Raw genomic sequence first — 26,982 nt, forward strand, 5'->3', positions numbered from 1 at the left:
TTTTTACGTTTGCAGGACGCGGGGGCGCATCTGCACCTCGCCGACGGATCGAGGAGATGGATCACATGGACAAGATGAACCTGCTCTTGCTGCCGGGGCTGGTCAATGACGCGAGCCTGTTCGAGCATCAGGCGGCCGCGCTGGCGGACCTGGTCGGCATCACGGTCGCCGACCTGACCGGTTCGGATTCGATTGCCGCGCTTGCCGCGGACGTCCTGGCACAAGCCCCTGCGGGGCCCTTCATGCTCGCCGGGATGTCGATGGGGGGCTATGTCGCATTCGAGATCATGCGCCAGGCGGGAGAGCGCGTGCACGCGCTGGTACTCATGAGCACGAGTGCACGCCCCGATACGACCGACGCCACCAAGGCCCGTGAGGAACTCATCGCACTCGCCGAAACCGACTTCCCCGCGGTCATCGAAAAACTGCTGGCGCGCATGGCGCATCCCGACCATGCGAATACACCCGAGGTGGGCGGTGTTTTCCAGTCGATGGCGAACGGCCTGGGGCGCGACGTGTTCGTGCGTCAGCAGCGCGCCATCATCGGACGCGCGGATAGCCGCCCTACCCTCGCCGGCATCCGCTGCCCGACGCTGGTGTTGTGCGGGCGGGATGATCAGGTGACGCCGCCGGAACTTCACGAGGAGCTCGTCGCCGGGATTGCCGAGGCGCAGCTCGTGATCGTCGAGGAATGCGGCCATCTCTTGCCGCTGGAGCAGCCGGACCAGGTTACCGCGATCCTGCACGACTGGCTGTCGGAACTCCTCGGCTCACCACGTTCGAATCCGAACTGACCGCGCCGATCGTTGTCGGACCCGGCTCAAACGACCGCCCCGAACAGCGACCCCACGCCCGCGGTGATCGCCATCGCGAGCGCGCCCCAGAAGGTGACCCGCCACGCGCCCGTTGCCACGGCAGCCCCGCCCACCCGCGCGGCAACGCCGCCCAGGACGGCGAGGAAGGCGAGCGAGGTTCCCGAAACCCAGGGAATCAGCCCCTGCGCCGGCGCCAGGGCCGCTACCGCGAGCGGCAGCGCCGCACCGACCGCGAAGCTCGCGGCCGACGACAGCGCGGCCTGGACCGGCCGGGCGCTCAGTGCTTCGGAGATTCCGAGTTCGTCGCGCGCATGGGCACCGAGGGCGTCGCGCGCCATCAGCTGCTCGGCAACCTGTTGCGCAAGACCCGGCTCGACTCCCCGCGCGACGTAGATCGCCGCCAGCTCGCGGTGTTCCGCGACCGGATGCGTTTCGAGTTCGGCACGCTCGCGCGACAGGTCGGCTTGTTCGGTGTCGGCCTGCGATTGGACGGAGACGTATTCCCCTGCGGCCATCGACATCGCGCCGGCCACCAGCCCGGCAACGCCGGCAACCACGGCCTCCCCCTGCGCCGCACTGGCAGCCGCGACGCCGATCACGAGACTGGCGGTCGACACGATGCCGTCGTTGGCGCCGAGCACGGCCGCACGCATCCAGCCGATTCGGTCGGTGCGATGGCGTTCGGCGTGACGTCGGGCAAACTTCACGTTGGACACTCCATGGGGCTCAATCCGGACAACGCGACCGCCGCACGGGCACCATCAAGCTCGGCGCAAATCCTCGAGCCGCGTTCGCCACGACGGATCACGCTCTTGCAGGACCTTTTCGACCATTCTTTCGGCGGTGATATCACTCACCACCATGCGGCACTCACGACCGGTTTCGTCCGCCACGGCCTCGATCCTGACGATCGCTTCGGGACGCTGGCTGCTGGCCATGAGGACGACTTCACATTTCTTCTTGCATTTTGCGTCAAGCACCTCGTCGAAGAAACGCTGGAATGCCGGTAGGCATTCCGGCTTGACGAAAGTGACAAAGCGATGCCGTCCATGTTGTGAACGCTTGATGCCGAGCAGGATGGCACCAGCGAGATTCACATCGAGAATGACGCCGAGCGCATCCAGCGTAAAGTAGCCGACCGGTGCAAAGTCGTAGATATCGGCATACTGCTTTCGCAGCGAATCCGCTTCGTCGTACGCCTGGCGCAGCTCCTCGTTATGCAGTTCCAGTTCGATCTGGTGCACCTGCAGTTCGTGCAGCATGCGCTCGGTATCCCAGGGCGTGGTCGGCACGCTCGGTTGAGCCTGCCTTAATCGGGCCTCGGCGCGCTTGCGCAGGGTCGCCGGATTCGGCCGCGCGCGATACTTGGTGAGATCGGCCGGCACCAAGCTGAACAGACGGTCGTATTCCGACTTGACCACGCCGTAGCATTCGCACGCCCGCGCCTCCAGACCTGCCCGATCGGTCAGCTTGATATGCCCGCGGTGGTAATGGATCAGGCCGGCCGCCTGCAGCTTTCCGGCGGCCTCGGTAACGGCTTCGCGGCGCACCCCCAGCATGCGGGCAATCAGTTCCTGGGTCACATCGAGCTGATTGCCCGGCAGCAGGTCAAAGCTGAGGAGTAGCCAGCGACACAGCCGCTGGTCCACCGCGTGGTGTCGATTGCACACCACGCTCTGCGCCATCTGCGTCATCAGGGCCTGGGCGTAAGAGAGCGACAGACGCTGCAGGCTGCCGCCCTGGTCGAGTTCCCAGCGCATCACTTCCGCGCGCAGACGGTACGCACTGCCACCGTTCTGAACCGTCACCGTGTGCATCGTGGTTTCGCCACCGAGCACCAGCGGAATGCCGACCAGGCCATCATTGCCGGTCATCGCCAGCTCGGTCGATGAGCCATCCTGGGTCGAAAAGGTCATCGAGACGATGCATGTCGTCGGGAAATAGACGAACGCCAGGTGGTCACCCGACTCATAGAGCACCTCACCGGGCCTGAAGGCGACCAGATCCAGGTCGTCCACCAGCCGGGCATACTCCTTCACCGGCAGCGCCGCCAGAATGCGGTTCTGCCTCGGGTTGTGCATCAGCGAATGCGACATTGCGCCTTCCTCATGCCGTCAGCCCGCGGTTCAATGGCGGCGACACCCGAATTCGCCAACCGGGCCGCAACACCCGCAGCGGAGGATATGCACGACGTGGCGCGCGGACGGGCGCACGGCTATAGCGGACCGCGTCCGCTGATCACTCTGAGCAACACAACCACGATCGCGATCACCAGCAGGACGTGAATGAAACCGCCCAAGGTGGTCGACGTGACCAGGCCGAGCAACCACAGGACCAGCAGTACGACTGCAATGGTATAGAGCATGGATTCCTCCTCGCTTGTCAGGCCGGATCCGCGCCATCACGCGTCATCCGGGGCCGCGCCGGCGGCTTGCGATCGACCTCGATCGCGGGAGCGCCGCCCGCCATGCGTCTATCAATATTCGATTTGATCGGGGGCGTCTGTCTGGCAGCGCACACAAGGGTCCCTGACATCCACGCGGTGGACCAAGACCGGCGTAACACGACCGACATAGGGGGAGTATGCGCTCGCCCTGTCGGGGAGGCGTTGCTTGCGTTTCGGGCCCGCCGGAAAGTGAGGCAAACACCCCGTATAGAGCCCCCAGAAAGCAGGCCCTTCAACGATTCGGCGAACGCTCCGTCGAGAATCCTGAACCGCATTCCGGGTCGGACGACCAACCCCGGCGCGTTAGTCATTTCTTCAGCGTCTCCCTGACCGTGTTCTCCCCGAGTGGCTAACCTACAGTGAGATCACAGCGGCCCACCAAGCGCACCACCACTCGAGAATGCGAAGATTCTTGGTCAGTCTCGTCGCGGGTTGGGTTGCCACTCGTTGGGAGCAGCACATGAACTCGTTCAACAAGCGAACCGCGGTACGGATTGCGGTCGTCAGCGCGCTGCTCGCCGCGCTGGCCAGTCCTGTCGCGTGGTTCGTCACGTATAAACGTGCCGAGGATGGAACGGTTTGGCTTGCAATCGACGAGTCACGCCGTCTTCTGCATCATTTCGGCGCCATTGACCTGACCGGCCTGGATGCAGGGGACAACGCCCGCAAGGCGGCGGATGTTCTTGCAGGGGGACTCTTCGACATTGCTGAAATTTACGATCAGGAGGGACTCAAGCTCGCACACGCAATGACCGAGGAGGGCCAAGCGGTTGAGCAACAGCTCCCCTCGCACGCTCGTCCCACTTACCGTGCCGGCTTTCACGAGAGCTTCAGACTTGAAGACACGCGTTGGGCGTTGCGGGTTTTTGTGCCACTGCGCGGGGCCGCCGACGCGGATCGGATCACTGGATACTTCGAAGGTGTCCGCGTCGTTCCACCGTGGCAGCGCGAACAGCTGCGTGCGAACGCGTTCAGCGCTGCCCTGATGGTCGGGCTCGCCGCAGTGCTGTGCGGCAGCGCAATCTATCCCGTCGTCGTGCGCCTTTCCGCCGACAATGAGCGCAAGGCCCGCGAAATCCTCGATTCGCACCTCTCGATGATGGAAGCGCTCGGGCGTGCCGTCGCGATGCGGGATTCCGACACCGGGACCCACAATTTTCGCGTTGCCTGGATTGCTGCGCGCATCGGCGAACGCCTCGACCTGGCCGGCAGGGCGATGCAATCCCTGATCGTCGGGAGTTTTCTGCACGACGTCGGCAAGATCAGCATTCCCGATGCGATTCTGCTCAAATCGGGCAAGCTCGACGCCGAAGAGAGCAAGATCATGCACACGCACGTGGCGCATGGCGAGGAGATTGTTTCCGGCATCGGATGGCTGGAGGACGCGCATGCGATTGTCGCGGCCCATCATGAAAAGTGGGACGGTTCGGGTTACCCGCGCAAACTGTCGGGTGACGAAATCCCGCTTTCCGCCCGCATATTCTCCGTGGCGGACGTCTTCGATGCGCTCAGCTCGAAACGCCCGTACAAGGAGCCGATGAGCTTCGAGGCAACGATGTCGATCCTGGAGGCCGACACCGGAAGCCATTTCGACCCGCACGTGATGACTGCCTTCCGCCCCATCGCGCGCGAGGTGTTCAACTGCCTTGGCAGCTGTAACGAGGACGATGTCCGGCGCCTGCTGGAAGAGCGGGTTCGCTTTCATTTCGGCATTTGATGCCTGAGGCGATCAGAACCAAGCGCCCTCCGGAACTGCGACTGCGTTCTTTCGATTCGCACTCTTGTCCCGCGCGCAGGGTCCGCACGGCGCTCAGCGTCAGGCCGGCGACGGCAAGCAATTTCAGCTCGCGCACCGTTCAGAATCGATTCACATCTGCGTGCGCACAATGCGTTCCATGCGACCTCGGCAGGCAAGGAAGCAATCATGACCTGGCCTGACGCTTGCCTTGGACGCTCCCATCGCTGGTAATCCCCCACCCGCTGGAGAACGCGCATGATTCCCGTACTGACTGCATTGATCGCCATTGTTGCCGGCACCTGGGGCTGGGGCCTTGTCGTGAACGGTGCGGGTCCGGGATCACTGCCGTGGGTTGTCTACGACCAGGGGCTCTACCTGAGCGGCCTGCTCGCGATTGCATTGATGTCGCTCGCGATGGTGATGGCGGCGCGACCGCTCTGGGCCGAGCGCGTACTCGGGGGCATGGACCGCACTTACCGACTGCACAAGTGGGCGGGCATTCTGGCCGCCGGATTCGCAGCATTGCATTGGCTGCTCGAGATGGCCGATGACGTGATCGAGACACTGTACGGTGAAGCCGGCCGCGCGGGTGACGAGGACGTCTCGGGCGTGCTGGATACGCTCAGGGATGCCGGGGAGGAGCTCGGCGAGTTCGCAATCTACCTCGTCCTCGCGATGGTCGTCCTGGCGCTGTGGAAGCGCTTTCCATACAAATTCTGGCGCCACATTCACCGCGCGATGCCGGTCCTGTACCTGATGCTCGCCTTTCACGCCGCCGTGCTGGCGCCAACGAGTTACTGGAGCGAGCCGATCGGGTTGCTGCTTGCAACGGCGTTGTCCGCCGGCACGCTCGCCGCCGTCTGGTCCCTGACCGGGCGCATCGGCCGCGACCGGCAGGCCCGGGGTATCGTGACAGCAGTGGCCTCACCGACGGCGAACGTGACCGAAGTGGTTTGTCGCCTCGACGGGAACTGGCGCGGACATCAGGCGGGTCAGTTCGCGTTCGTGACCTTCAATCGGCTGGAGGGCGCGCATCCCTTCACGATTGCCAGCGCGGACCAGGGCGACCGCAGCGTGGGGTTCCAGATCAAGGCGCTCGGCGACTACACTCGTGAGCTCTCGCGCCGCATCGCCGTCGGCCAACCCGTCACCGTCGAAGGCCCCTATGGACGCTTCGAACTGGCGCGTCAGGACCGCAAGGCGAGGCAGATCTGGGTCGCTGGCGGAATCGGCATCACGCCCTTCCTCGCCTGGCTCGACGCGCTTCGGGGAAATCCCTCCGCAGCGCCGGTTGCCGACCTGCACTACTGCACCCGCGCCGGCGCGGACGACCCGTTCGTGGGCCGACTGGAAGCGCTATGCCGAGACCTGCCGTCTGTCACGCTGCATGTTCATGACACCGCTCGAGAAGGCGCCCTCAGCGCCGAAAGGCTGGCGAGCTTGCATGACCGCAGTCAGCGGGTGGAAGTGTGGTTCTGCGGCCCGCGTGCCTTTGCTGAGCAGCTGCGAAGCGGATTCGCGCGAGCCTGGCTCGGCCGCTTCCGCTTCCATCAGGAAGCCTTCGACATGCGGTGAAGAATGCGCGAAGCGCTCGCCGACAACGGGCTGCTTCGCGCTTTGATCCGGGCAAGGTGATGCTGCCGACGCCCGGATTCACCCGCGGCGAGCCGCCTCGATCGCAGCGATATCGATCTTTGTCATCTCCATCATCGCCTCGAACGCCCGCTTGGCCGCCGCCCGATCAGGGTCGGTGATCGCGTCCATCAGCGCGCGGGGGGTGATCTGCCAGGAAAGCCCCCACTTGTCCCTGCACCAGCCACAGGCGCTTTCCTCGCCGCCGTTTCCGACGATCGCGTTCCACAGACGGTCGGTTTCGGGCTGGTCATCGGTCGCGACCTGGAACGAGAAAGCCTCATTGTGTTTGAACTCCGGGCCTCCGTTCAGCCCGAGACAAGGGATCCCCATCACGGTGAACTCGACCGTCAAGACATCGCCCTGCTTGCCCGACGGATAGTCGCCAGGAGCGCGATGGACAGCGCCCACCGCGCTGTCCGGGAAGGTCTCGGCGTAGAACTTAGCTGCGTCCAGCGCGGTGCCGTCGTACCACAGGCAAATCGTGTTCTTGCTGGCCATCTTTGCTCTCCTGTTGGACCTGATAGGTGCACAGACACCGCACAGGCGACAGGTTCCGCTGCAGCCTAGAAACGTGCTGGCGAACGACTGCGGTCGTTATTTGCCTGGCAGTCGAGGGGAGGGCACAGCAGTTCGAGCAAGACACTTGTGCATCTTGCCAACGACCCGAAGCGAGATGTCGCTGCGCGGATACACCCGACAGGCCAGCACACGCCCCTGCGCCTGTTCCACGACGCTCACGTGCTGCCTGCTCATCACCCGCGCCTCGAATTCGCCCGCGGTCACTTCGATCTTGCATACGCCGCAGCCTCCGCCGCAGCAGCCGGCGGGGATGCCGCGCCGGCCCAGGCGCACCATCCCCGACAGCAACGATTCCTCGTCGGCGCAGTCGTAGCGCTCGCCGGTGTCCTCGATCGTGACGGCGAACTTCATCGCCCGCGCTCAGGCCGCCGCACCCTGCAGCGGACCGCGCGCCTTCGCCATCGTCATCGCGGTGTCCTGGATCATGTCTTCCTGGCCGCCGATCATCTTCTTGCGGCCTAGCTCGACCAGGATGTCGCGCGCCGGCACGCCGAAGCGCTCGGCCGCGCGCTTCGAGTGCAGCAGGAAGGTCGAATACACGCCCGCGTAGCCCAGGGTCAGCGATTCGCGGTCGACGCGGACGATGTGGTCCATCATCGGCACGATGACGTCTTCGGCGACGTCCATCAGCTTGAAGAGATCGACGCCGGTGACGATGCCCATGCGCTCGCACACCGCCGCGAAGACTTCGAGCGGCGTGTTGCCGGCGCCGGCGCCCAGACCGGCGACGGAGCCGTCGATGCGGCTCGCGCCCGCTTCGATCGCGGCGATCGAGTTCGCGATGCCCATGCCGAGGTTGTGATGGCCGTGAAAGCCGATCTCGGTTTCCGGCTTCAGCACCTCGCGCAGCGCCCCGACGCGCGCCTTCACGTCATCGGGCAGCATGTAGCCGGCCGAGTCGGTGACGTAGATGGTCTGCGCGCCGTAGGACTCCATCAGCTTGCCCTGCTGCGCGATGCCGGCGGCGTCGTTGAGGTGCGACATCATCAGGAAGCCGGTCGTGTCCATGCCGAGCTTGCGCGCGTAGGCGATATGCTGCGGCGAGGTGTCGGCCTCGGTGCAGTGGGTCGCCACATGCACGCTGCGCGCACCGGCGTCATACGCCGACTGCAGTTCCTTCATCGTGCCAAGGCCGGGAATCAGCAGCACCGACACCTTGGCCTGCTTCATCCTCGCGGCGACCGCGGAGATGTATTCCTCGTTGGTCGCCATCGCGAAGCCGTGCTGCAGCGAGTTGCCGCCGAGGCCCGCGCCGTGCGTGACCTGCACGTAGGGGATGCCGGCGTCGTCGAGCGCGGTGGCGACCTTCACCATCTGTTCGACGCTGATCTGCTCGCGCTTGGCGTGCATGCCGTCGCGCAGGCACATGTCGTGCAGGACGACCTTGCGCCCCTTGAGGCTGGAGGAAGTGTTGGACTGGCTCATCATGCGGTCTCCACGGCTTTCAACTGGATCTTTCCGGCGAGGATTTCCTCGGCGAACATCTCGGCGGTGCGCGTCGCGGCCGCGGTCATGATGTCGAGGTTGCCGGCGTACTTGGGCAGGTAGTCGCCGAGACCGGCGACTTCGAGGAAGACGGACACTTTGTTGCCGTCGAAGATCGGGCCATTCACGAGCTTGTAGCCCGGCACGTACTTCTGCACTTCGCCGATCATCTGCAGGATCGACTCGGTGATACGCGCGTGGTCCGGCTCGTCGTCGGTCAGGCAGTAGATCGTGTTGCGCATGATCATCGGCGGCTCGGCCGGGTTGATGATCGCGAGCGCCTTGCCGCGGCGCGCGCCACCCACTACCGTGATCGCGTTCGACGTCGTATAGGTGAACTCGTCGAGGTTCGCGCGCGTACCGGGGCCGACCGACTTCGATGCGAGGCTCGCGACGATCTCGGCGTACTCGACGCTCTGGATGCGCGACACGGCGTGCACGACGGGAATCGTCGCCTGGCCGGCGCACGAGATCATGTTCACGTTCATCTCGAGCTTGTCGGCGTGCTGGCGCAGGTTCACCGGCGGCACGCACAGCGGGCCGATCGCGGCCGGCGTCAGGTCGATCATCATCACGCCCAGCTCGTTGAGCTTGCGGCTGTTCTCCGCATGGACGTAGGCGCTGGTCGCGTCGAATGCGATCTGGATGTCGTCATCCAGCACGTGCGGCAGCAGGCCGTCGACGCCTTCCGCGGTGGTCTTCAGACCCATCTCGCGAGCACGCGCCAAGCCTTCGGACGACGGGTCGATGCCGACCATCCACACCGGCTCCAGCACCGGGCTGCGCTTGATCTTGTAGATCAGGTCGGTGCCGATGTTGCCGGACCCGATCAAGGCGCACTTGATCTTCTTCATTGGGCTTGCTCCTGCAGTGCGGCGACACGTTGCCGTTCGGCACGCTCCGCCAGGGTTTCGCCGGCAACGAAGAACTCTTCGTTGGCGTGTTCGGTAATCAGGACGCGCACGGCTTCGGACTTGACGCCGAGCGCGTGGATGACGGCTTCGGTCACGGCGGAAGCGACCTTGCGCTTCTGCTCGGCCGTCCGCCCGTGCGAAAGGTGCATTTCGATGATTGGCATGGGTCTCTCTGTCTTTATTGGAGTCGGGAGTATTCAGTCGGTCAGACGAAGCGCATCGACACGCTGCCGAGTTCCTGGAAGCGCGCGATGACGCTGTCGCCCGGCTTCACGGGAATCGCCTCGGTGATGCCGCCGCTCATGACGAAGCTGCCCGCGGGCAGGTGTTCGCCCATGTCGGCGAGGATGTTCACCAGCATCGCGATCGCCTCCGCCGGGTGACCCAGCACGGCCGCCGAGGCGCCCATCGCGACCATCTCGCCGTTCTTTTCCATCACGACGCCCAGCGTGCGCAGGTCCAGTTCCTCGACGTAGCGCGCGCGGCCACCACCGACGAAGCGTGCGGACGAGCCGTTGTCGGCGATCACGCTGGCGAGGTCGAACTTGAAGCCGGAAAAGCGCGAATCGATGATCTCGACGGCCGGCAACACGTAGTCGGTCGCGTCGAGCACGTCCTCGCGGGTGCAGCCCGGGCCGTGCAGGTCCTTCTTCATCACGAACGCGACTTCGCACTCGACGCGCGGATGCACGAGATCGGCGGTGGAGATCGCGGAGTTCTCGGGCCGCGCCATGCGGTCGGTGAGGAAGCCGATCGACGGCACATTCACGCCCATCTGCTGCATCTTGGCCTTGGACGTCAGTCCGGCCTTCCAGCCGACGAGCCGGTGGCCCGCCGCAAGGTAGCGCAAGCGCAGTTCGCTCTGCACGGCGTAGCCGTCGGCGATCGTCATGGCCGGATATTCGTCGGTCAGCTTGGGGATCGCGTAGGCGCGCGTCTGGGCGCCTTCGACGCGCTCGCACAGGCGCACGATGTCCTCGCGCGACAGCGTCAATTCGTTCTTGTGGCTCATACCGCGCTCCTTCCCGAGAATTTCACCCGGCAGCTGCCGAGGCCGCCGACCGTGCACACGAGTTCGTCGCCATCGACGACCGGCACGAGGGCCGACTGCGAGCCGGAGAGGATCACCTCGCCGGCCTTGAACGGAATGCCCAGTTCGCCGAGCGTATTGGCGAGCCACGCGACGGCATTGGCGGGCGAGCCCTGCACCGCGGCGCCGACACCGGTCGAATGCACTTCGCCGTTCTTCTCCAGCACCATCCCGGCGAGCGTGATGTCGAGCTTCCTCGGGTCGCCCTTGGTCTTGCCCAGCACATACACGCCGCAGGAGGCGTTGTCGGCGACGGTGTCCTGGATGCGGATCTTCCAGTCGTTGATGCGTGAATCGACGATCTCGAAGCACGGCACGACGTAGTCGGTCGCGCGGATCACGTCCATCGCGGTCACGCCCGGGCCCTTCAGGTCGTGCTTCAGCACGAACGCGAGTTCCGCCTCGGCCTTGGGCTGGATCAGCGTGCCCAGATCGATGACGTCGCCTTCCTGGTACACCATGCCGGACGTGAGCTGGCCGAAGTCCGGCTGGAACACGCCGAGGAAATCCTGCACCGGCTTGCTCGTAACGCCGATCTTCTTGCCGACGATCTTCTCGCCCGCCTGCACGCGGCGCTCGATGAAGCGCAGCTGGATGCGGTAGGCGTCGTCGAGCGTGATATCGGGCTCGCGCTCGAGGAGCGGAGCCACCGTGCGGCGCTCACGCCAGGCGTCGAAGAGCTCGTCGCCGTACTGCCTGATCTTTTCTTCGTTCATGACGTCCTCAGAGCTTCACGCAGATGTTTCGCGTTTCCGTGTAGAACTCGAGCGAATGCACGCCGCCTTCGCGGCCGATGCCCGATTGCTTGGAACCGCCGAATGCCGAGCGCAGGTCGCGCAGGAACCAGCTGTTGATCCAGGTGATGCCGACCTCGACCCGGGCGGCAACGCGGTGCGCGCGCGCGAGGTTGGTCGTCCAGATCGTCGTCGACAGGCCGTAGTCGGTGTCGTTGGCCAGCGCGACGACTTCGTTCTCGCTGTCGAACGGGCGGATGTGGCAGCACGGCCCGAAGATCTCCTCGCGCACCACCGACGCGGTTTCCGGCAGGCCGGTCCAGATCGTCGGCTCCACCCACGCACCTTCGGCGAGTGCGCCCGGCATCTGCGGCACGCCGCCACCGGTCACCACCGTCGCGCCTTCCTCGACCGCCTTGCGGTAGTAGGACAGGACCTTCTGACGGTGCTCCTGGCTGATCAGCGGCCCGTAGTCCGCGTCGTGGTCATCCGGGCGGCCGAACTTCACACCCTCGGCCTTCTCCTTCAGCGCCTGCACGAAGCGCTCGAAGATCGGGCGTTCGACATACACGCGCTCGGTGCCGAGGCACACCTGGCCCGAGTTCAGGAACGCGGAGCGGAAGATGCCTTCGACCGCGGCGTCGAAATCGGCGTCCGCGAACACGATGCCGGCGTTCTTGCCGCCGAGCTCGAAGGACACATCGCGCATCCCCTCCGACGCGGCCTTCATGATCGCCGTGCCGGTACGGGTTTCGCCGGTGAAGGTGATCGCATCGACCCCGGGGTGACGGGTCAGGAACTCGCCCGCCGAATCCGGGCCGAAGCCATTCACGACGTTATAGACGCCCTTCGGCACGCCGACCGCGTTCATCACCTCGCCCAGCAGCGTCGCCGTGTTCGCCGCTTCCTCCGACGGCTTCACGATGACCGTGTTGCCGCACGCGAGCGCCGGGCCGACCTTCCACGTCATCAGCAGGAAGGGCGCGTTCCACGGGCAGACAACCCCGATGACGCCCTTCGGCACGCGGATGCCATAGTTCAGCGCGCCGCGTCCATCCGGCGTCGCCATCTGGAAGGCTTCGGTCGGCACGTTCTTGACGACATCGGCGAACACCTTGAAATTCGCCGCCCCGCGCGGGATGAACACGTTCGTCATGACGTGGCGCGGCTGGCCGGTGTCGGCCATCTCGGCCTCGACGAAGTCCTCGAAGCGGCGCGTGATCTCGTTCGCGACGCCGTACAGCAGCTCGACACGCTGGTCCGTGGTCAGCCCGCCCCACTCGCCGTGCAGTGCGCTGCGCGCGGCCTTCACGGCGGCGTCGATTTCGGCCTGGCCGGCCTCGGCGATCGACGCGATCACCCGGTTGTCGAGCGGCGAACGCTTGTCGAAGCGCTTGCCGCTCGCAGCGGCCACGAACTCGCCGCCGATGAAATTCTGAATCTGACGCATGGTCGTCCTCACTCCTGTTGGCTGTCATCCCGTCCGCATGATGCTCATTGCGTTGCGGGCTTGAGGATCAGTCTATGAACGGTCAGATATACCGTCCAATACTTTTAATTTCGATTCTCGATACTTGTTAGGTATCGACTTTCGCGGTCGATCCCCGTCCACTGCGTCCTGAATTTCCGGCACAACGCAGCCCCCGGTGGGCGGTGTTCGGCGCCGACGCCTCCGCCACGCGTTGAAGGAGGGGGCGGAATACCGCCCGCCGGGGGCGGTTCGCCGGCAGGGCCGTCCAGATCCCTATCAGATCGCCTTGAACAGCGGGCTGCGCACCTGCTGCGCGTCGGCCGCGGAGATGAACTTCTCGGTGTAGATATCGCGCTCGAACAGCCGCCCCTGCATCAGCGTCGTGATGCACGCATCGATCATCAGCGGCGGCCCGCACAGGTAGGCCTTGTGACCGCGGAAGTCGTTGTCGAAGTGGTTCTTCGCCGCCTCGTGCACGAAGCCGCGGAAGCCCTGCCAGTCCGACCCTTCGGTTTCGTGCGACAGCGCCGGCACGTAGCGGAAGTTCGGATGCTGCTCGGCCAGCGCGAGGAACTCGTCGTGGTAGTACAGCTCCTCGCGCGTGCGCTGGCCGTAGACCAGCGTGATCGGCAGCTCGAAGCCCTCCGCGAGGAGGTCGAGGATCATCGAACGCGGGCTCGAAAGCCCCGAGCCGCCCGCCATGAACACGACGGGCACCTGCGCCGACTTCTTCACGAAGAAGCGTCCGTAAGGCCCGGAGATCTTCGTCCGGTCGCCGACGCGCAGCGTCTCGTGCACGTAGCGCGTGCCCTGCCCGCCCGGCACGATGCGGATGTTGAGCTCGATCTCGCCCGCGTCGGACGGCGCGCTCGCGACCGAGAACGCCCGGCTGCCGATGCCGTCCGGCAGTTGCAGGTTGATGTACTGCCCGGCCTGGAAGCGCATGCCTTGCGGATCGTCGAGCTTGATCCACACGCCCTTGATCGTCGGCGTCAGCGTTTCGATGCGCGTCACGGTGCCGGCGAAGTCACGCACCGGCAGGTTCTCGGCGTCCGGGTCTTCCTCGATCTCGGCTTCGATGACGAGGTCGCTCTGCGCCGTCGCGCAACACGCCAGCGTCTTCTGCTCGTCGCGCTCGAAGTCCATCAGCGCGAAGCTCGATGCCTCGCCGTGCTCGATCTCGCCATCGACGACCTGCACCTTGCAGGTCGCGCACAGGCCGTGACAGCACGCATGCGGCAGATAGATGCCCGCGCGCAACGCCGCGTCGAGAATCGTCTGCCCTTCCTCGATCTCGATGGTCTGGCCGAGCGGTTCGATCGTCAGCTCATAACTCATGGCAAACCCCTCAGGCAGCCGCCGACAGCGAAGCGAGGCCGGGCGTACGCATGCGGATCTGATCCTTGTGGCCGATGCCGTTGTCTGCGAGGCTGCGCTCGAAGTCCGGCATCCACGGCTGGTTCGACTTCAGCCACTCCACCTTGGTCCAGTCGATGGCAGCACTGTCCGGATCCGGCTGCACCAGCGCCGTGAGCGGTCCTTCGACGAGTTCGCGGAAGCTCGTCTGCGGCGCCAGGCACAGCAGGAACGGCGCCGCGAACAGCAGGTGATGGTCCCAGCTCACATATACGAGCTGCTTGCCGTTGAAATTCTCGACGCGGTCGCGCGGCACGCCGACGTATTCCTTGATTGCTGCTACGGTCATGATTTGTCTCCTCCGGGTCGGTTTCAGGTGTTCGAGGTCGCCATCCCGCGCCACTGGTCGAAGTTGCGCTGGTCGCGGGAACCCGAGTAGTCGCCGTTGTCCTCGCCGTCGCGCAGACTCACCCAGTTCATCCAGGCGCCGATGTCGCCGTCGAGCTCCTGGAACAGCGACGGCATCGGCAGCCACGCCTGCACGTACTTCTCGGGCTCGTTGTCGAAGATGTGCTGGCAGCCGTCGGAGCAGAAGTGGTACTTCTCGCCCTTGTATTCGGTCTCGCGATGGCAGGACATCGTCGCGTCGTCGGGCTCGGTGAACACGACCGGCAACTGGCAGGTCTGGCACAGCTTCGCCAGGCCGAAGTTCTTGAACGGCGTACCGGCGGCGGCGAGCTTGCGGATGTGATCCCAGCGCGGGCGGTAGTACTTGTCGAAGGTCGTCGGGTACTTCGCCGACAGCCAGTCCATGTCCTCGTCGGACGGAATCCACGAGTGGAAGGACGTGCCGAAGCTCCACTGGTACAAGCCCAGCATGAACTGGTGCGACATGTGGTCGATGGCCTTCTCGGCGTCATCCCAGCCCTTGGGCGGGCGGATGCCGTAGCGCGCCAGATCCTTGAACAGCGCGCCGCCGTTCTCGACGCCGTAGATCTCCCACGCCTCGCGCCACGACATCACGCGCTTGGGCAGCATGTAGTCCATCATCGTCGAGACTAGGCCCAGCACGCGGAAGCCGCGCCAGAACCACTTGTCGAGCCAGCCCTGCACGATCGGCAGGTTGTCCGGGTCCTGCTCGAGCATGAACTTGATGCACTCGAGGCCCAGCGTCATGTGGCGCGCTTCGTCGGACTGGGCCGAGAAGCCGAAGGTCACGGTCGCCATGTCGCCGTTGTAGGCCGCGCCCGACATGAAGGGCACGAACAGCAGGTTCGTGAGCACGTATTCGAACGAGAAGCCGATCGCGATCATGAATTCGAAGGGACCAGCCGACATCGCGTCGTCGAAGAATGAACGCGCCACGGACGTGTACCAGATGCGGTCGCGCGCATCGGCGAAGGCGTGGAAGCCGTCGTAGTACTTGTTGTAGTTCGACAGCGCGTGGATCTGCGTCTGCGCGTGGCGGATCTCGTCGATCGCCTGCATCTGGCAGGCCACCTGCGTGCCGACGCCGGGGAACTCACGGCCGACACGGGCGAAACCCTTGTGCGCGGCATATTCGCCCGGGCTGATCGCCTGCAGGAAGATCTTCAGCGCCGACAGGTAGCGCGCGTCGGTGATGTTGAGGTGGCCGTTGTTCTGCGCATGGGCGTCGATGATCGCGTAGAACTTGCGCTCCTTCTCGGCCTGGTACTTCCAGTACGAATCCATCGTCAGGCGGAACGGGTCCTCCCACTTGTCCCAGTCATGCACCTTGATCCCCTCGTAATTCACGTAGGGGAACACCTCGTCCTTGGCGCGGTAGGTCGGCTCCCAGCCGAGATCGCGCGTCATCAGCCGGTACTTCTCCTTCAGGCCGAGCTTCTTCTTCGCAACTTTCATATCCATGTCGGTCTCCTCAATTTACCCAAACTCGTGGCCCGATTACTCGGCCCAGCTCAGCGTGAGCGAGTCGTCGTCTTCGGTGACGTTGCCGCCGAGCGTGATCAGGTTGATGTGCAGTTCCTGGAGGTCGAACTCGCGGCCGATCTGCTCCTCGATCGTTTCCTTGCGGATCACCAGCCGGTTCGGCGCGTCGATCTTCACCATCGCGGGCTGGCGATTGACGACCGCCAGGGGGTTGTCGATCTCGATCGCCTCGATGATCGGGCGGGTTTCTTCGTTGGCCTGCAGGGCGATGAATACGGTAGACATGCGGGGCCTCTCAGAGCGTGATGCCGGTTTTCTGGATGCGCACGCGGAAGTCCGCGAGCTGCTCGCCGACGGCGTCGTCGGCCTGTGCGCCGAGCGCGATTTCCACCACCGGCAGCAGCGCCGACGCGGCACGGGTGCTCCACGCGCGGATCCAGTCCTGCAAGACCGCGCGGTTGCTGTCGGACTCGGCCGCAGCGACCTTCAGCACGGCATCGACCCACTTCTTCGTCTCGTCGAACCAGTCGGTCATGAACTGCGTGAGCATCGCGACGGCCGAGCCGCCCTGCGCCGACAGGTAGTCATCGACGATACGGGCGTACACCAGCGGGTACAGCAGGCCGTCGAGCGCGACGTTCTGCGCGACGAAGGCTTCGAACGGGTCGCGCAGCACCAGCGTGTCCTCGACGTAGCGGCGCAGCGGCTGCCACGCGGAGCCTTCCAGCCATGCGGCCTTGCCCTCGTCCAGCGCTTCGGTGTCGCCGAGCAGCAGCCCCAGGCGCGACAGGTATTGCGCGATGCCGAGGTTGTCCATCGCGTGGTACATGCACGGCTGCGTGAAGATGGTGCTGTAGCCGTAGCCACAGATCAGCGTGTTGTTCTGGTTCGCGCCCCACGCGGCGTGGCGCAGCGGCACCAGCAGCTTCAGCGCCATCTCGCGCACCGCGGGCGGCAGCATGTCGGCGAGTCCGCGCGACTCGACAAAGGAGAAGTTGGATTCGGTCGCGTCCTGCTGGCGGGCGCGCGCCAGCGTGTAGGTGCTGTAGTAGAACTGGCGCGGATCCTTCAGCGCGTACCAGTCCTGCATCACGATCTTCGTGATCTTCGCGTCGTAGAGCTCCTGGTCGGGATCCCAGGTCGGCTTGTAGTGCAGGTTCTCGGCGGCCTGGATGTCGTAGCTGCCTTCCTGGTAGCGCGACGCCGGCTTGTCGCCGAAGCGGCGGGCCAGGTGGTCGAAAGTCTGGCGCAGCGGCTGGATGCTCACCGTGCGGAGGTCGATCTGCATGTGTGTCTCCTGAAACGCGCTCCACGGCGGGAGCGCGGATTTCCGTTTATCTGAAGCGGGTGCGGGTCGCGTCGGCGAGCCGCCAGTCCCAGTCGCTCGATTCCTTCGAGTCGCCGGTCGAGGCGTCCGTCGAATCGACGTCGGCCACCGGGGGAAGGATCTCGACCGCGTTGCGTTCGCAGAACTCGGCGAAGGCCTCGCGGGTCAGGATCATCTCGACTGCAAGCTCGGGTTCGCCGACCGCGAAATCGAATTCGACGAAGCCGCCGGACCGTGCTCCGGTCACACGCACGAAGCGGCGCGTGATATCGAAGCCGGCGGGCGCCATCACGTTCGGGGAATGCTGGCTGCTCATCGCGCGCACTCCGCTCAGGTCACGACCGTGAGGAAGGTTTCGTGGAGCTTGCGCTGCGGGTAGTCGAGACCCTGGCCGAAGTTGTCGAAGGTCCAGGTCAGCGGCTCGGTGTTGTCCGGATACGGCTGGTAGCCGCCCATGAAAGTCTCGAAGCGGTTGCCGGACGGGTCCCACGCATAGATCGTGCAGCCGCGCGTCACGCCGTGACGGGTCGGGCCGATGTCCACCGCCACCTTGTTCATCGACATGATGTCGCCCGCGCGCAGCACCTGCTCCCACGTCTCCATCAGGAACGAGCAGTGGTGCAGCTTGCCCTTCTCCGGGTATTCGGCGAAGGCGATGTCATGCACCTTGTGCGAGCACGACAGCCAGATCGCCGCGTTGTTTTCGCCGTCCGGCGTGAGCACGCGCTCGACGAGGTAGAAGCCCAGCACCTCCGTGAAGATCTTCTGCACCTCGGCCACGTTCGGGCCGTACAGCAGCGCGTGGTCGAGGCGCACCGGGCCGATGCCATGCTCGCGCTCGCGCCCCCACGGCGCCGGATTGACGACGCCCAACCCGTTGCCCACGGCGGTCTTCTCCGCGTACAGCTCCATCAGGTGACCCGACGGCAGCTCGAAGCGCACGCGCTCGCCCGTCGCCAGCATCTCGCCCGCGGGAATACGCTCGGTCTTCAGGCCGTAGGCCTGCAGGTCGGCGTCGAGCTTCTCCAGCGTGGCCTTGTCGAGCACCTTGAAGGCGAAGAAGTCGAGGCCCGCACTGTCGGCCTCGCGGATCACGTAGCTGCTGTGATCGCGCTCGTCCCAGCATTTGAAATACACGCGGCCCTGCGCGTCACGGCCGGTCTCGACCAGACCGAGCACGTCGCGGTAGAACCGTACGCTCTCTTCCAGATTCAGCACCCGAACCTGCGCGTGACCGGGGCGAAGTACGCCTGTCATTGCCATGTCTCTTGTCTCCTCTATTCGTAGGACTCTGACTCGCCTGCCCTTGCGTCTCGGGGTCGTTTTCACGCCGCTGGACGGGGGCTGACGTTTTCGTCACTCGGGGCGATCAATCAAACTCGCTTATGCCGCCCTCAGGCCTACTAATGCACCCGCCGTGCCATGCGCCGTAAGTCGTTGTTTTTGTGACGTTGGGAAAATTTGCGCACCCATTGGGTGAAATTCCCCGCTGACACTTTTGTCCATCGGCGGATTTCGCCTTACAAAAGTGTCACGGTGCGGTGCACAAGTTTTCCTGGACGAACTGGATGCCCTTGCATGCCCGCGCGACGTGGCCTATACGTATTTCTTGCAGTACCCGCCTGCTCCGGCCCGATCGCAGGGCTCCCCGACCCACAACGCTGCGCGCACGCACGACAAAGGACCCATGGATAAACTCAAGCTTACTTACTTCGATTTTTCCGGCGGACGGGCGGAGCCCGCGCGGCTGGCCCTGCACATCGGCGGCATTCCGTTCGAGGACAATCGTTTTGCGCCTGGCGATTTTCCAGAGATCCGTAGAACCACGCCGCTGAAACAGGTTCCGACTCTTCACATCAATGACGTGCAGGTCACCCAGAGCGACGCGATTACGCGCTATGCCGGCAAGCTCGCCGGGCTTTACCCTGAAGACGACCTGCAAGCGTTGTTCTGCGACGAAGTGATGGGCGCGCTTGAAGACATCAACACAAAACTCGTGGCGACCTTCGGAATGACCGGGGATATGCTGAAAAACGCCCGCGAGGAGCTGGCAACGGAAACGTTGCCACGCTATTTGCGATGGCTGCAGAACCAGCTCGAAGGTCACGGTGGCGAGTTTTGTGCGGACCATCGCCTGACCGTGGCCGACCTCAAGGCCTTCGTCGTCCTGCGCTGGCTTGGCTCCGGCAAGCTGGACCACATTCCAGCCGACCTGGTCGAGACCGTAACGCCAAAGCTAGCGGCCTTCGTCGACCGGATCGCCGGGATTCCTGCCATTGCGCGCTACTACGAGACGCACGGCTCGAAGTGATCAATCTCGCCGCTGCTGAATGGCCGGCATCGGCAGCGAGAACTCCATAACCGGGCGCCGGCTTGGTGCGCCCGCGCGACGCGCGGGGTGTTCCGATCGGAATTCGCCCGGTCGCGGCCTGTTCGTCTCCGTCGCCTAGTCGGCCTTTGCTGCCAGCCGGCCTGAGTTGGTTGAGCGGTTGCAGTTGTGCAGACAGCTGCCGCACAACGCCCACCGTCGTCGAGCGGACAGGTCTCTGGTTCATCGAGCTGGCGGTATCAACATCCGCAAAAGACAATTGCGGCCAGTCTCAGCCGATTTCTGAACTCGCAGTATCGCCGCAAAGCGTCGTTCGTAGCGCTCACGAGCTGTGAATACGCCCGCGTATTGAGAAGGCTGCTCTGCGCCACTGACAACCTAGCTAATTAGGTGAAGAAAGCTTTCCTCAAGAGCTTCTCGAAAAGTGTCGAACTTTGCAAGACGCAGGCCCTCGGCCTTGACCTCGAAGCTGCGGATCTGGTCCATCGCGGGTGCTAAGGCCGGGTTGTTCTCGACCAAGGTCTCCTTTGCTGCGATTCTGTGCAGCAAGGTTCTGCAAAGGTGCCGTCCTTGGGGCGTCAGCCCGGTGAACAGCGCCACAGTGGTCGCGTTTGTTTCCAGCCTCACGTAGCGGACATGCTCATCGTATCGATGAAACCGCGGATGAAAAGCATCAGTGAACTCTCTGGGTCTCGGGTACCGGCGTCGCACTGTGGAAATAGTCCCCCACACGTGATCTTTCTTGGCACCGTTGCAATCGCTGCACGCTACCGCCAGATTCCAAAACTCGATCGAAAACTGCGGATAGCGTCGCCGCGGCAGGATATGCTCAATAGGCTTGGCAAACGCGGTACTGACCAGCCAGCGGCGGCAATAGCAACAACGCCCGCCCTGCAGCTCCAACAGTCTGCGCCTGAAGGCAGACTTGATGGCCGCACCTGTGATCGTCCCACGCGTCGTGACATCCTGCATTGCATCAAGCATCGGCCACACGTCGATATATGGGCGTCTGCGTGATTGCTTCCAAAGATCTCGAAGCACCACGCGCGTGCGCGGGACATGCTTTTTGGCTACATGCGCTACGTGCAGGTACAGCTGGACTTCCCGACGCATCTCGGCTGGTAACGGATGGGCTCCCGCGAACCAACTCATGTGCCTCCTCCTTCGATTGCAACGAGTTCATTGAGGGCCGCCCGTGTGTGCGAAACCAGCTCAAGGTCCTGCCGAGCATGCGACAACTGCGCCGAGCCCGCCATCTGAATGATTCGCTCCATTAACTCCAGCTCTTCGTGCAGCGACTTCACCGTCGGAAGTTCCGCATCCTGTATGGGCGACGGAGCGTTGAGACGTTGGATGGCCTGCGACACCATGGCGGCGCACCGCTCATGCACCTGCCGATTGTTCGCCGTATAGGTTCGGAATCCATCGAAAAGCGCCGTCTCGACCGATCGACGCTGGCGAAGGCTGAGTTCAGTCAGCGCATGCCTGCGCGCGACAAAGCACAGGTCGTCACGATGGGTCGCGCTAGCTACGATGACAGGTGAGTGTGTCGCTACGACGATTGAGCAGCCAAGGCGAGAGCTAACGATTTCCAGCATCGTGGGGATGGCGCGCTGCCAACTCACGTGAAGACTTAACTCAGGCTCGTCGACCAATATTACAGTGCTATCAGCGGCGTAAGCCGTGAGCTTGAGCGCGAGAATCAACAATTGCTGCTCGCCAGAGCTCAACTCGCCGAAGGTAGTGATGGAGCTCTGCGATTCCTGCCGCATCAGACCTAGTGCATACCTGTTGGGTGTCGCGCGCTGAAAGATGCGCGCGTTGTCGTCAGCGCTCTCCGTGAGTTGCTGCAGTTCGGCATAGCGTGCTCGATCGTCATCGAACGAGCTGCCTAGACCAAGCGGCACTAGGTACCTACGCTCGCCGAAGCCGAGGTGCCTCACGATCGTATCAAAGACGTTGAGCCGAGGGGCGCTCACATGTATCTCGCGCACCATGCGATGTACGTCCGCGGCAGTGCGGCCCAGCGCGATGCCACGTTCGGACGTTCGAGCCCCAACATAGATGAAGGGTTGTCCGTCGTTCTTCGGTCGCTCGAACGGAAATCTATCGGTCAATCCGAACGAGACGCCCACCACGCGTCGGCCTTGCTGTACTAGGCGCTCCGCCAGATCGGCGAGCAGCATGCTTTTGCCTTCGCCGTTGTTGCCGATGACGTAAATTCGCGTGCCGTGATCCTGTCCTCGCCGTAGGGCCGCCACTATTGGTTCACTATTGAGTAGCGACATGAAGGTCTTGCGCCTCACGGCATTGCTGAGATAGGCAGACGCAGCAAGCTTGAAACCGTTCGCCTCAATTTCGCTTGGTCGCACCCGTCGGCAGACACCCTCAACGTCTCGATACCCGTCCTTGAAGAAGGAGTTAAGCATCGCGTCGAGGTCGTCCGAACTAGACCGGCGCGATCTCGCAGATCTTGGCGAAGGCCAACCCTCCGGAACGCCGAACGACACAATGGCCGCCATGAATTCCATCAATAGGCTGGCGTCGCGAAGCTCCCCGCTGCCTGCGAGGCTCTTTGCGTCCAGCATGAGCACATCGTTGCCGGAACGTCCTCCTTCCGCAAGGAGCCAAGCTGAGATCGACTTGCGAGATCGATTGCTGCGTTCCTGCGGCAAATCGATCACCGCGAGCAGTCGACCGCTCTGTACAAGGTGCGCTCGCAGCTCGCTGCGCCACCCACCGGCCGATCGATCCGCACCAGGAACAACGATCAGGCCCACTTCGAAATCGGAACGGTTCTGGAGGAGATGGTCGAGGGCCTCTAGCGACGTCTGTTGATCAGCCCATATTTGCGAATGCGGACGCCGCACAGTGGCGTTTCGGCGCGGATGATCGACCAACAAAAAGGAACCGCCGAAGAACGATGCAAGGTCGCCTTCGCTTGGCAACTTGTCCTCGGCATTGATGCCGTGCAGGGCCAGCCGCAGACCGACAAGAAAGTGCAAGCGGTCAATTACCGCGACACGCGCGGTCGATCCAATATCGAAGACCGTCCGCCGCAACACGGCGCATTCGCCTGTCGTGGCGAAGTACTCAGAGAGGCGGTCGACGTGCGCGGAGAGGTGAGCGGCCAGAGCCGCTGCCGTGTCACCACTGCGGTACCCTGCTCCCGTCAGGCGGCCGACGACTCGGTGAAACACCTCGTCAAAGCATTCCGTCAGAAACTCTGCTCTGGAGCCCCAACTCCACTCAAAGCCGTTGAGGAGCCTGACGATGCGATGGCATGCTTCGGAGGAAGCCGGCTCTCTTGGAACATCAGCTTTGAATATGCCGGTCAGTGCGTCGCAAGCGTCGTTCCATACTTGCCGAAACTGAGCTTCATTCCAGTGTGGTCCTTCCGTATTCAAAAGTTCAAAAAACCTTCGCGTCCGGACGACTGCCTCATCCGCCCAACGCCAGGACGACTCCGCCACGCAGGCGAGCCCGAGTACCATCAGCGCGAACTGCTCGAACTCACTTTCCCTTAGCCCGGAGGAAGCACGCAACGAGCGCAGCGCCTCCCAGAACTTGGCCGTCACTACGGCCCGCTCATCAATCATTCTTCCTCCCTCGAAGGACGGCTGTCTACGCCACGTCTCATGAGATTGTTCTATGCCATCACGGCATAGTTTAATGGCGGTTTACGAACTCCGCACCTAGCCAGGAACGGGCGCCCGACACGCGGACCCGAGGAGCTGCTCCTGGCCGATACGACCCCTCCAGCATCTAGCCCGCGAGCGTCCGTCAGTCGTGCCGAACGCGTGCGACCAGCGGCCGAGTCACCATCAGATCTCGATTTGCTTGGATATCTCCAAGGCATTATCGACTTCGATGCCGAGGTAGCGCGCGGTGCTCTCAAGCTTGGAATGGCCTGCGGGCAGTCGTTGCCGTTTCGACGCGAAGATCGGCTCCGTGCGTGACTTGGGTGTACTGGGTGTGATCCAGCTGCGACCAGACATCGACCATGGAACAAAAAGGCCAACCCCGGTTGGGTTGGCCTAAGTGCTGGAATCTTTAGGTGAAATAGGGGACAGCCCACAACTTTATCCGCCCACTCGGCCGCCGAGACGCAGCGCCTGCCGGCCGAAACAGATGACCTTCCAGCTGCGGCAGTTCTCGCCAATTCCTGCCGTTCCGGCGGAAGTAGCCAGTCACGCGAGCGGCGGCGCTTCCCCTGGCTTCTCAGCCAGCTTGGGAAGCAGGCCGATCTGCTGATAGAGGGACAAGAAGTCGTAGCAGTTCCAGCCTTCCTGGATCTGGCCATTCTCGATTCTCGCGATCGAAACGCCATAGATCTCGATCGGCGCTTTGGACGGGGCAACTCCGAGGCCTCCGCCGGTGTGTGTCGCCGTGACGGCGCAGTGGCAGGCCACCATGTCGCCATCGCAGATCGTGCGCAGGATACGGATCCTGATGTCGGGGAAGGCCGTGCGGAAGGCCCGGAAGAAGGTCTTGAATCCTTCGGGACCGCTGACCGGCTTGTCGTCGGCAGCACCTAGCCCGTGGACCGTCGCGGTCGGTGACATCAGCCGGTCGATCACGCTCTCGTCGCCCTTGTTCCACACCTGCTCGAACCACAACTTGACCAGCTCTCGGTTGGCATTGCTCATTTCGCTGCCCCTCTTGTCGATGAGGTCGAAGACAACTGCCGCTCCGCGCAGAAGCGAAGCCTTTCCACCGTTCTAGTATCGTCGGCGGCTGCAGGCAATGCCCACGATCCCTATCCCAACGGGCCAGCCACTTTGCCCTTCGCCGCCCTTCAGCCACGCGCCCGATCCGAGCAGCCTAGCCACGCTCCACTTCCACCCGCGGCGCCCGAAAGCCTTCAACAAATTCCTCGACCTGCTCGGCTGCGATGGGCTTGCTGAACAAATACCCTTGAATCCTCTGGCACCCGATGCTCCCCAGAAAGTTGAGCTGAGCCTCCGTCTCGACCCCTTCGGCCACCACCTGCAGGCCCAGCTTTCGCGCCAGCAGCATCGTCATTTCGCAGATCGCTGAGTCGTTCTCGTCTGTTTCGAGATCCCTCACGAATGAGCGATCGATCTTGATAATGTCGATGGGAAAGAGCTTCAGATAGGCGAGCGATGAGTAGCCGGTACCGAAATCGTCGAGGACCACCTTGACGCCCAGATCGGTCAGCGCCTTCATCATCACGATGTTCTGCTGCGGATTCCGCATCGCCATCGATTCGGTGATCTCCAGATGAATGCAACTGGCAGGCACGCCAGCACGCTCCACGGCTTGCTTGACCAAGTCAGGCAGGTCCTTTTCCTGGAATTGGATCGCGCTCAAGTTCACCGACATCTCCAGCTCGTTCAGCCCCGCGTCGTGCCAGCGCTTGAGCTGCCGGCAGGCTTCTTCGAGGACCCATTTGCCGAGCGGCAGAATCAGTCGGGTTTCTTCGGCTAGGGGAATGAAGTCGCCCGGGAGAATGGTTCCTCGCTCCGGATGACGCCAGCGCACCAGGGCTTCGACGCCGACGACCCGGCCGCTGTCGAGCTCGATCTGCGGCTGGTAATGCAGGACGAACTGTCCTTCGGTCAGCGCGACCTCCAGCGCCTTCTCCGCCGTTACGCGCTCAGCGACGGCCGTCCGCATCTCCTCGGTATAGAACTGGAAATTGCACCGGCCGGCCGCCTTGGCGCGGTACATCGCGATATCGGCATTCTTGACGAGCTCGTTGATTTCGGTGGCATCGTCGGGATAGAAGCAGATGCCGATGCTCGGCGAGGTGCGCAACTCATGGTCGACCATCGGATAAGGCGCGGCGAGCTGATCGACGATCTTGGCGGCGACCTCGGCCGCATCCGAGATATTTTCGATCGCGGTCAGGGCGACGACGAATTCGTCGCCGCCCAGCCGGGCGACGATATCGCTGTGCCGCACGGAGTGCTCGAGGCGTTTTGCGACCTCGATCAGCAGTCGATCGCCGACGTGGTGACCGAGCGTGTCGTTGATCGACTTGAAGCCGTCGAGGTCGATCAGCATGACGGCCATCGCCTTGCCGCATCGCCGAGCCATGGCGATGCTCTGTTCCATGCGCTCGTAAAGGCTGCTGCGGTTGGGCAGGCCGGTCAGTCCGTCGTGGTGGGCGAGAAAACGGATCCGGTCCTCGGCCCGTTTGCGCTCGGTGATGTCGCGCGCGATCCCGAGGACGCCGGCCGGCGCCCCATCCGCGCCGGGCAATGGTGCCTTTACGGTCTCCAGCAGGATCGCCGGCCCGCCGTCGGCCGCCGGAACCAGCTCCTCGTTGCGGCGCGGCTCACCGGCGGCGATGGTTTCCCTATCCTTGCCGCGGAAGAATTCGGCCAGTTCGGCCGGGAAGAAGTCTTCGTCGCGGCGACCGACGATTTTAGCGACGGTACTGCCTACCAGGCGCTCGAACGCCCGGTTGCAGGACAGGTACACGCCGTTCGTATCCTTGAGCCAGACCGGGTCGGGCAAGGCATTGATGAGCGCTTCCATGCGCCCCTGGCTTTCGCGCAGTTGCAGATTGGTCAGCGACAGATGCGACAGGTAGGCAGCCAGGTTGACGACCAGGCCCATCACGCTGCGCACCTTCTCGCGGCTGAAGCGCGGGATGCCGGCGATGGCCGCCAGATACGCGGTCTTGTCGTAGTTGAAACGCTCGGCCCGGGCCGCAAAGAAGCTTTCGTCAACGACGTCGTCGTCGTAGAAGAATTGGCCGCAATAGAGATTGCCGAGATGCTCCTTGCCGACGAATACGGGCGTGACGACGTCCCACAATCCATTCTTGCACTTGTAATCGACAAACTCGCCCTTTCGCAGATGGCTGGCGAGAAAGAGGTCGCTCTCGGTGCAATTGACGGCCGAACCCGCAACCGCGCGATGGAAGGCCGTGCAGGCCGATTGCCAGCCGGCGCTCTGCAGGATGTTGCCGTCGAGGTCGAGCAACGCCGTGGCGATACCGACCAGGTCGGACAGCCCGTCGAGAAACGAACGCAGCGATTCGACGTCGATCAGCGCGGCGACGCCGACTTGCGACACCGGATTCTTGGGCCGTGTCCGAATCGAATCGGCCGTGAATTCGTTCCGTGATCCCGCCTTTTGCCATCGCACAGGCACGGCCTCAGGTGGCGCTAATCTGCC

General features: G+C 63.7%; 26 protein-coding genes. 4 read left to right on the plus strand and 22 right to left on the minus strand.

Translation table 11 applies throughout. From position 1 onward, the window contains the following. Positions 1-65: 65 nt before the first annotated feature. A complete protein-coding gene (locus BW991_RS14885) occupies positions 66-794 on the plus strand; it encodes an alpha/beta fold hydrolase (protein ID WP_076602897.1) in 729 nt (242 codons plus the stop codon). A 26-nt stretch (positions 795-820) separates the two neighbouring features. Here BW991_RS14885 and BW991_RS14890 read toward each other — a convergent pair whose 3' ends face one another. The 3 genes from BW991_RS14890 to BW991_RS23700 form a co-directional block, all read right to left on the minus strand. Beyond that, positions 821-1,522, minus strand: a complete 702-nt coding sequence (locus BW991_RS14890; RefSeq protein ID WP_076602898.1) for a VIT1/CCC1 transporter family protein — start codon at positions 1,520-1,522, stop codon at positions 821-823. Between the two features lie 54 nt (positions 1,523-1,576). Next, on the minus strand, positions 1,577-2,911 hold the full coding sequence (locus BW991_RS14895; protein ID WP_084205096.1) for a helix-turn-helix domain-containing protein: 1,335 nt from the start codon (positions 2,909-2,911) through the stop codon (positions 1,577-1,579). Positions 2,912-3,030: 119 nt separating this feature from the next. Then, the gene (locus tag BW991_RS23700; protein ID WP_139335946.1) at positions 3,031-3,180 is read right to left on the minus strand and encodes a lmo0937 family membrane protein; all 150 of its coding nucleotides are present in this window, start codon (positions 3,178-3,180) and stop codon (positions 3,031-3,033) included. A gap of 541 nt (positions 3,181-3,721) precedes the next feature. Between BW991_RS23700 and BW991_RS14900 the strand changes: the two genes are divergently transcribed. Continuing rightward, a complete protein-coding gene (locus tag BW991_RS14900; protein ID WP_076602899.1) occupies positions 3,722-4,978 on the plus strand; it encodes an HD-GYP domain-containing protein in 1,257 nt (418 codons plus the stop codon). 276 nt (positions 4,979-5,254) lie between these two features. Beyond that, a complete protein-coding gene (locus BW991_RS14905; RefSeq protein ID WP_076602900.1) occupies positions 5,255-6,574 on the plus strand; it encodes a ferredoxin reductase family protein in 1,320 nt (439 codons plus the stop codon). Between the two features lie 78 nt (positions 6,575-6,652). On the opposite strand, the gene BW991_RS14910 is transcribed toward BW991_RS14905, so the two are convergent. From BW991_RS14910 to BW991_RS14980, 15 genes are all read right to left on the minus strand, one after another. Further along, positions 6,653-7,132 (minus strand): VOC family protein, encoded by a 480-nt coding sequence (locus BW991_RS14910; RefSeq protein ID WP_076602901.1) that lies wholly within the window; start codon positions 7,130-7,132, stop codon positions 6,653-6,655. Between the two features lie 96 nt (positions 7,133-7,228). Continuing rightward, positions 7,229-7,564 carry a 2Fe-2S iron-sulfur cluster-binding protein gene (locus BW991_RS14915; RefSeq protein WP_076602902.1) on the minus strand — a complete coding sequence of 112 codons (336 nt, stop codon included), beginning with the start codon at positions 7,562-7,564 and terminating at the stop codon, positions 7,229-7,231. 9 nt (positions 7,565-7,573) lie between these two features. After that, positions 7,574-8,638: a 4-hydroxy-2-oxovalerate aldolase gene (dmpG, locus tag BW991_RS14920; protein WP_076602903.1), complete on the minus strand. Its 1,065-nt coding sequence runs from the start codon at positions 8,636-8,638 to the stop codon at positions 7,574-7,576. Beyond that, a complete protein-coding gene (locus BW991_RS14925) occupies positions 8,638-9,552 on the minus strand; it encodes an acetaldehyde dehydrogenase (acetylating) (RefSeq protein ID WP_076602904.1) in 915 nt (304 codons plus the stop codon). Before BW991_RS14925 ends, dmpG begins: the two co-directional genes overlap by 1 nt. Beyond that, positions 9,549-9,776: a tautomerase family protein gene (locus tag BW991_RS14930; RefSeq protein ID WP_076602905.1), complete on the minus strand. Its 228-nt coding sequence runs from the start codon at positions 9,774-9,776 to the stop codon at positions 9,549-9,551. Before BW991_RS14930 ends, BW991_RS14925 begins: the two co-directional genes overlap by 4 nt. 41 nt (positions 9,777-9,817) lie before the next feature. Then, the gene (gene dmpH, locus BW991_RS14935) at positions 9,818-10,624 is read right to left on the minus strand and encodes a 2-oxo-3-hexenedioate decarboxylase (RefSeq protein WP_076602906.1); all 807 of its coding nucleotides are present in this window, start codon (positions 10,622-10,624) and stop codon (positions 9,818-9,820) included. Continuing rightward, positions 10,621-11,418 carry a 2-oxopent-4-enoate hydratase gene (gene dmpE, locus BW991_RS14940; protein ID WP_076602907.1) on the minus strand — a complete coding sequence of 266 codons (798 nt, stop codon included), beginning with the start codon at positions 11,416-11,418 and terminating at the stop codon, positions 10,621-10,623. The genes dmpH and dmpE overlap by 4 nt, the downstream gene beginning before the upstream one ends. Before the next feature lie 7 nt (positions 11,419-11,425). Beyond that, the gene (locus BW991_RS14945; RefSeq protein ID WP_076602908.1) at positions 11,426-12,886 is read right to left on the minus strand and encodes a 2-hydroxymuconic semialdehyde dehydrogenase; all 1,461 of its coding nucleotides are present in this window, start codon (positions 12,884-12,886) and stop codon (positions 11,426-11,428) included. Between the two features lie 297 nt (positions 12,887-13,183). Further along, positions 13,184-14,245, minus strand: coding sequence for an NADH:ubiquinone reductase (Na(+)-transporting) subunit F (locus BW991_RS14950; RefSeq protein ID WP_076602909.1), 1,062 nt, complete (start codon positions 14,243-14,245; stop codon positions 13,184-13,186). Between the two features lie 10 nt (positions 14,246-14,255). Then, on the minus strand, positions 14,256-14,612 hold the full coding sequence (locus tag BW991_RS14955; RefSeq protein WP_076602910.1) for a phenol hydroxylase subunit P4: 357 nt from the start codon (positions 14,610-14,612) through the stop codon (positions 14,256-14,258). Positions 14,613-14,635: 23 nt separating this feature from the next. Then, the gene (locus BW991_RS14960; protein WP_076602911.1) at positions 14,636-16,153 is read right to left on the minus strand and encodes an aromatic/alkene/methane monooxygenase hydroxylase/oxygenase subunit alpha; all 1,518 of its coding nucleotides are present in this window, start codon (positions 16,151-16,153) and stop codon (positions 14,636-14,638) included. Positions 16,154-16,189: 36 nt separating this feature from the next. Further along, entirely contained in the window at positions 16,190-16,459 is a 270-nt protein-coding gene (locus BW991_RS14965) for an MmoB/DmpM family protein (protein ID WP_076602912.1), read from the minus strand. 10 nt (positions 16,460-16,469) lie between these two features. Then, positions 16,470-17,462 (minus strand): aromatic/alkene monooxygenase hydroxylase subunit beta, encoded by a 993-nt coding sequence (locus tag BW991_RS14970; RefSeq protein ID WP_076602913.1) that lies wholly within the window; start codon positions 17,460-17,462, stop codon positions 16,470-16,472. Positions 17,463-17,508: 46 nt separating this feature from the next. Then, positions 17,509-17,817 (minus strand): phenol hydroxylase subunit, encoded by a 309-nt coding sequence (locus tag BW991_RS14975; protein WP_076602914.1) that lies wholly within the window; start codon positions 17,815-17,817, stop codon positions 17,509-17,511. Positions 17,818-17,831: 14 nt separating this feature from the next. After that, positions 17,832-18,764, minus strand: a complete 933-nt coding sequence (locus tag BW991_RS14980; RefSeq protein WP_076602915.1) for a catechol 2,3-dioxygenase — start codon at positions 18,762-18,764, stop codon at positions 17,832-17,834. 424 nt (positions 18,765-19,188) lie between these two features. Here BW991_RS14980 and BW991_RS14985 point away from each other — a divergent pair, with 424 nt between their 5' ends. After that, positions 19,189-19,812 carry a glutathione S-transferase family protein gene (locus tag BW991_RS14985; RefSeq protein ID WP_076602916.1) on the plus strand — a complete coding sequence of 208 codons (624 nt, stop codon included), beginning with the start codon at positions 19,189-19,191 and terminating at the stop codon, positions 19,810-19,812. Positions 19,813-20,208: 396 nt separating this feature from the next. On the opposite strand, the gene BW991_RS14990 is transcribed toward BW991_RS14985, so the two are convergent. The 4 genes from BW991_RS14990 to BW991_RS15010 form a co-directional block, all read right to left on the minus strand. Next, a complete protein-coding gene (locus BW991_RS14990) occupies positions 20,209-20,982 on the minus strand; it encodes an HNH endonuclease (RefSeq protein WP_076602917.1) in 774 nt (257 codons plus the stop codon). Continuing rightward, positions 20,979-23,429, minus strand: a complete 2,451-nt coding sequence (locus BW991_RS14995; RefSeq protein WP_076602918.1) for an AAA family ATPase — start codon at positions 23,427-23,429, stop codon at positions 20,979-20,981. The genes BW991_RS14990 and BW991_RS14995 overlap by 4 nt, the downstream gene beginning before the upstream one ends. A 591-nt stretch (positions 23,430-24,020) precedes the next feature. Further along, positions 24,021-24,479 (minus strand): ester cyclase, encoded by a 459-nt coding sequence (locus BW991_RS15005; protein WP_076602919.1) that lies wholly within the window; start codon positions 24,477-24,479, stop codon positions 24,021-24,023. Between the two features lie 175 nt (positions 24,480-24,654). After that, positions 24,655-26,880: an EAL domain-containing protein gene (locus BW991_RS15010; protein WP_076602920.1), complete on the minus strand. Its 2,226-nt coding sequence runs from the start codon at positions 26,878-26,880 to the stop codon at positions 24,655-24,657. Positions 26,881-26,982: the final 102 nt, after the last annotated feature.

The organism is Aromatoleum tolulyticum, assembly GCF_900156155.1.
Classification (GTDB): Bacteria; Pseudomonadota; Gammaproteobacteria; order Burkholderiales; family Rhodocyclaceae; genus Aromatoleum; species Aromatoleum tolulyticum.